6 protein-coding genes are annotated in these 5486 nt (G+C 38.5%); 2 read left to right on the forward strand and 4 right to left on the reverse strand.

Translation table 11 applies throughout. The annotated features are described in order from the left end of the window. Window positions 1–134: 134 nt before the first annotated feature. From MW688_RS23120 to MW688_RS23135, 4 genes are read right to left on the reverse strand one after another with little or no spacing between them, the layout of a single operon-like run. Window positions 135–764, reverse strand: coding sequence for a ribonuclease D (locus MW688_RS23120; RefSeq protein ID WP_486738371.1), 630 nt, complete (start codon window positions 762–764; stop codon window positions 135–137). 3 nt (window positions 765–767) lie between these two features. After that, entirely contained in the window at window positions 768–1397 is a 630-nt protein-coding gene (locus tag MW688_RS23125; RefSeq protein WP_486738372.1) for a CAP domain-containing protein, read from the reverse strand. A gap of 54 nt (window positions 1398–1451) precedes the next feature. Next, the gene (gene trpB / locus MW688_RS23130) at window positions 1452–2702 is read right to left on the reverse strand and encodes a tryptophan synthase subunit beta (RefSeq protein ID WP_486738373.1); all 1251 of its coding nucleotides are present in this window, start codon (window positions 2700–2702) and stop codon (window positions 1452–1454) included. A 32-nt stretch (window positions 2703–2734) separates the two neighbouring features. Next, window positions 2735–3937, reverse strand: coding sequence for a glutathione S-transferase family protein (locus tag MW688_RS23135; RefSeq protein WP_486738374.1), 1203 nt, complete (start codon window positions 3935–3937; stop codon window positions 2735–2737). A 253-nt stretch (window positions 3938–4190) separates the two neighbouring features. On the opposite strand from MW688_RS23135, the gene MW688_RS23140 reads away from it, so the two are divergent. After that, the gene (locus tag MW688_RS23140) at window positions 4191–4799 is read left to right on the forward strand and encodes a Uma2 family endonuclease (RefSeq protein ID WP_486738375.1); all 609 of its coding nucleotides are present in this window, start codon (window positions 4191–4193) and stop codon (window positions 4797–4799) included. A gap of 101 nt (window positions 4800–4900) precedes the next feature. Next, on the forward strand, window positions 4901–5486 hold a 586-nt coding region (locus tag MW688_RS23145), incomplete at its 3' end, for a hypothetical protein (RefSeq protein WP_486738376.1).

Consider the following 5486-nt stretch of genomic DNA (forward strand, 5'->3'; position numbering starts at 1 on the left):
AAATGAACTTTTTCTGAGGTTAATTTAGTACATAAGTACTGGTGCTTTGATATGAACCGAGGCACGGAGGCTCCGAGTTAGGTACAACCTCATGAGTCCTTTGAAATGCTCTACAATAATTTATTCTGGAGAGACTAATGCTCAAAAATATCTCGATACTGTTGTAAATCGAGAGAAACAAACACAGGTATACATTTGAAACAGTTTTGAGCTAATTCCCAGCGTCCTTCTCTTTGTAGCATAGCTGTTAACTTTTGAGAAAGAGGATAGAGATAGAGAACATCATTAGCGGCATATTGCAATTGTTTTTCTGTAAGATTATCAGCGTTACCCCAATCAGAACTTCCCGCAGATTTATCTAATTCAACCCCCTCTAAATCTTGAACTAAACTTTTTAAGCCATGACTGGAGGTGTAGGTGCGAGCAATTTTACTTGCTACCTTAGTACAAAAGATGGGATTAGTCTCAATACCGAGACGATGGCGTAGTTGAGCCACATCAAAACGAGCGTAATGGAAGATTTTGAGAATATTTTCAGCTTCCATCAACTTTTGTAGATTAGGTGCTGAGGTTTGACCCATAGCTACACGAATAGCAGTAACTTGGCCAGAAGTATTAGATAATTGTATCAAACAAAGGCGATCGCGATGAGGATTCAAGCCCATAGTTTCCGTATCTACAGCGATCGCTTCTGACTGTAAATAACTTGATAGAATAGAGTCTGGTAAATCTTGGTCACAAACTTGAAAATTACTTAGAGACATAGTTTAGCGTTCTAGGATAAAAATTTGAGTAAAATAGTATTCATTTTGGGCATTTTTAGCGATACCAATGCCAGTTAGATTAAAATTTCCGGCCATATTTTTTTGATGTCCTGGACTATTAATCCAGCCATTTACAGCATTAGCGACGGGGTCTGTGTAACCTTGGTTATAGGCGACATTTTCTGCGGCACTGGAGTAGGATATACTAGAGGCTATAGCCTCCACTCTCTTATCAAAGCCCTGATGACTAAAGGGATATTTCCCAGAAGCCATAGCTTGAGAATGGAGACGCGCCTGTTCACTAATGCGTATATCCATTTCCAAAGGTGGTAAATTTAGAGAGCGACGATATTCATTAACCTGATTATGAGTTGATTGTTCTAGACTAGCCAAGGAAGGATTTGCTGTATTTTGAGCATTCAATGGATTTAAATCAGTAGGGGATGGTTCAATCACCTCACCAATAACCACAAGGTTACCACTTTCTAGTTGAATAGAAGAATCAAAAAAATTTTGTTTCTCAAGGTTCAACCCTGGGAATTTAGATAGAGATAATTTTAAATTCCCTGTGTGGATGAATGTTTTTTGACCTTGGGGGGCAAATTTGAATCCTGAATTTACTTGACTGCCCATTACTAAAATCAAACTTATCAGGAAAAAAATTAAATATCTCACTCCTTTATCCTTTTACTCTCCTAAACTTTGACCTTCTAGAAATTTACCAACAGTTTGCACATCCTTATCACCTCTGCCAGAAGAATTAATAACTATGCGAGGATTGCCAGTTAATTGGGGGCAAAGGGTATTTAAATAAGCTATAGCATGAGCTGTCTCTAAAGCAGGTATAATCCCTTCTAACTCGCACATGAGTTGAAAAGCTGCCACCGCCTCTTTATCCGTGACACTATAATATTCTGCTCTAGAAGTATCTTTTAGATAACTATGTTCTGGTCCTACTCCTGGATAATCTAAGCCTGCGCTAATAGAGTGAGGCTCGATTACTTGGCCATCGCTATCTTGTAGTAAATAACTCATGGCTCCGTGTAGCACTCCAGGACGTCCTTTCGTGAGGGTAGCGGCGTGTTTGCCTGAGACTATACTTTCTCCGGCAGCTTCTACCCCAATCAAACGTACTGACTTATCCTGAATAAATTCTGAAAATAGACCAATAGCATTAGACCCTCCGCCGACACAAGCTAGAAGAATATCTGGTAACCCGCCCCATTTTTCTTGACATTGCTGACGAGTTTCTTTGCCGATAATTGCTTGAAAATTGCGTACTAACATAGGGTAGGGATGAGGACCTGCCACGGAACCTAGTATATAGTGAGTGTTAGCTACATTGGTTACCCAATCTCGTATCGCTTCTGATGTGGCATCTTTGAGGGTACCTGTACCCGCTTTTACTGGTTGTACTGTAGCTCCTAATAAACGCATACGAAATACATTGAGCTTTTGGCGTTCCATATCATGGATACCCATATAAATAACGCATTCTAAACCAAAACGAGCACATACAGTGGCTGTAGCCACTCCATGTTGACCTGCTCCTGTTTCAGCGATAATGCGTTTTTTACCCATACGTCGCGCTAAAAGTACTTGAGCGAGGGCATTATTAATTTTATGAGCACCAGTATGGTTTAAATCCTCTCTTTTGAGGTAAATTAAAGCTCCATCGCCATTAGGTTGACGATAATGTGCTGTGAGACGTTCAGCGAAATAGAGAGGGCTAGGTCTGCCTACATAATCAGTTAATAAGTTATTCAGTTCTTGTTGAAACTCAGCATCCTTTTCGTACTTAGCTAAAGCAGATTCTAGTTCACTTAAAGCTGGCATGAGGGTTTCTGGGACATATTTACCCCCATAGGGTCCAAAACGGCCAAAATTGTCAGGTATTTGAGTGGAAGTTTCTGATTGAGAAATTGGTGTAATTGTCACGATTCTTCTTAAATATTGCTGTTTATAGAGTATTATAGTCTGAAATTAGCTGGGTCTTGATCCCGCCTATGTTTAAAGGGAATTGGTTCTCCCTGGCCATCGCCCACTAATGCGGCTGTTTTCTCTAAACATCCTCTAAGTCTTTTAGCGGCATAAATTGACATATCTCTAGGTACATTAATTCTATCACGCAGATAGCGTAGGGCTGAATCTGAACCTTGAGGAGGTATGTAAACCTCTTTAGTGATTAGATAACTTAAGGCACAACGTAAAGCCTTGTCAAATAATTCGTCGTCTCCTGGATTAACTTTGATTATATTATCTTTGTGCTTAATTACTCTTCTTAAAGCCTCAGCTTTAGAGGTTTCTGGTTCTGGGTAGGTAACATCTGGCAATCCGAACCAAGGACCATTATCTACTCTCGCCTTGTTTAATAGCATTTGGGGTTCTCCATTTTCCCAACATCCTCCCATTTGGGGTGGTAAATCATGTACATGGGTATGAAAGTCGCTTTGGGTGCCACGATAAGTGATACGGCTTTCCATGGCATCAAACCATGCTGATAGTCTAGGGTTTTCTTCTCTGAGGGAATAGCCTTTATAGTAGTAGAGACTGGCATTCATTCTTTCTACGTATGGGGTAAAGATGACATCTACTATACTAAATTCTTCGAGAAAATAAGGTCCTGAAGTTTTAGCTAGAGACTCTTCTACCATTTGCACAACTTCTATAAATTGCTTCTTTTTGCTTTCTTCTTGCCAGGGTAAAAATGATGGTGAACACAGCCAAGTACACCAGGCCCTAAATAGGGTCCTTTCTAGGGTACGCAGGGGTAATACTCTAGGATCGTTGATACTTTTGTTTAATGGTCCAAAAACCTTTTCTAGAGCGAGTAAAATTTCGTCACTTTCGGTAATTATATAACCATCTAATTCTAAAGCTGGTAGCATTCCTGAGGGAACTTTTTGTTTATACCAGTCTTCTTTGGTACCGTAGCAAAACATAGTTACTTTGGCGATACGGTAGGGTATTTTTTTCTCTTCTAACCATAACCATACTTTTTGGCAATATGGACACCAAGCGTGATTATCTCGGTAGAGAGTAACACGAACCTTTGATTCTGCTTCTCCAAAAAGACGCAAAGTTGCTTGGGCGTTAGTAGGTCCATTTATGGTATCTATGTGGAAGTCTGTGAGTTTTTCTAGTTCTTCCCAACTAAGAGGAGTCTTTGTCATGGTAAATAAGCCAATTATTTAGATTATCTGAATATATGATTACAGATTTTATTCAAGAGCGGTGCGCTCTTTTCTCTAACTTAGAAAAGTTCGCACGCAAATACAAAAGTACTGAAATTCGCCTACAGGCGAGAATCAATTTTTAATTAAGCCCACCTACTTACTTAAAATATTTATATCAAAACTACTTGTGCTTTGCTCTCAGTATAGTTGAGTTAAAGTGAAAGTAAACAGGTAAGAGAAACTACTAACTATGTTAAAAGCTTTAACTAAACCGATAAACTTTACAGAGTTTGTGGAATGGAAACCAGACGGGGGAAATTATGAATTACATAACGGAGTTATCCAAGAAATGCAGCCTTTAGGCAAACATGAAGAAATAATTGGGTTTTTAGCCATAGAATTTATTCTTGAATTTCGCCGTTTGAATTTGCCTTACTTTATTCCCAAACAAGCCTTAGTCAAGGTAGCAAAGAGAGAAACGGGCTATTCTCCCGATATTTTAGTTGTTAATCCCAATAATTTAGTTAACGAACCTCTCTGGGAAAAATATTCTACAGTACAAAATAATGCTTCTATTCCTTTGGTTGTGGAAATTGTCAGTAGTAATTGGCGAGATGATTATTTAAGTAAGGTAAGAGATTATGAAGAAATTGGCATCAAAGAATATTGGATTATAGATTATTTAGGTTTAGGTGGAAGGCGTTATATCGGCAATCCCAAACAACCGACTATTTCTATTTATTCTTTAGTAGATGATGAGTATCAAGTAACTCAGTTTAGGGAAAATGATGTTATTGTTTCCCCTAGTTTTTCAGGTTTGAGTTTAACCGTAGAACAGGTTTTAGGTTTCAGTAGATGAGATTACACTCAAGAGGGGAAGAAAAACTCTTTTTTGTCGTTTTTTGTCTTTGCCAAGTTATACTAAGAATAATACATTAACTGGCATAGGTATAAACGAATATGCGTTTAATTTTATGGAGATTGCCCTTAACTTTACTAAGATTTAGCCTTTATGGTCTTGTCTTTTTTACTCCTATTTTCGGATTTTGGTTGTGTTCTTCCCTAGTTGCTTACACTAATGGTCCAACTATGTTAGCGGTCTTTTCTGGAATTCTTTTGTTTCCGCTAATACCGATAATTTGGGATTGGGTAGAAAATAGAAAGAATAAAAAAAGGGGGATTTTGTCTTGGGGAGATCGCTTTATCCTGAAAAGTTTAGTACTTAATTTTCTTTTTATTGCTTGTTTACTCGCTGTAAGACCTCAAACCTCGTTTTTAGCCCTCTCTGTACGTGGAGATTGGATGTTAGATGGTAAACAAGGGGTTACGGTAGAGTATGCGAGGCAAAATTTGTTTAAATTAGCTAACGGACTAGAGTGGTTGTATCTAAGTGTACATCAAAATCCTTATCGTCAATACGCAGACAAAACCAATATTCAACCCACCACCGAAACTTTACCCCCTAATTCAGTTACTGGCAACAATACTAATAATTCCCCTAAAGAAGAACAGCAAATAGACCAAACCAATACTCAACCCACCACAG

The sequence above is a fragment of the Johannesbaptistia floridana genome, assembly GCF_057440575.1.

Bases quoted from the DNA above. Each gene is read 5' to 3' on its own strand.
- MW688_RS23140 (WP_486738375.1), top strand. From the start codon at position 4,191: ATGTTAAAAGCTTTAACTAAACCGATAAACTTTACAGAGTTTGTGGAA.
- MW688_RS23125 (WP_486738372.1), bottom strand. From the start codon at position 1,397: ATGGGCAGTCAAGTAAATTCAGGATTCAAATTTGCCCCCCAAGGTCAA.
- MW688_RS23120 (WP_486738371.1), bottom strand. From the start codon at position 764: ATGTCTCTAAGTAATTTTCAAGTTTGTGACCAAGATTTACCAGACTCT.
- MW688_RS23135 (WP_486738374.1), bottom strand. From the start codon at position 3,937: ATGACAAAGACTCCTCTTAGTTGGGAAGAACTAGAAAAACTCACAGAC.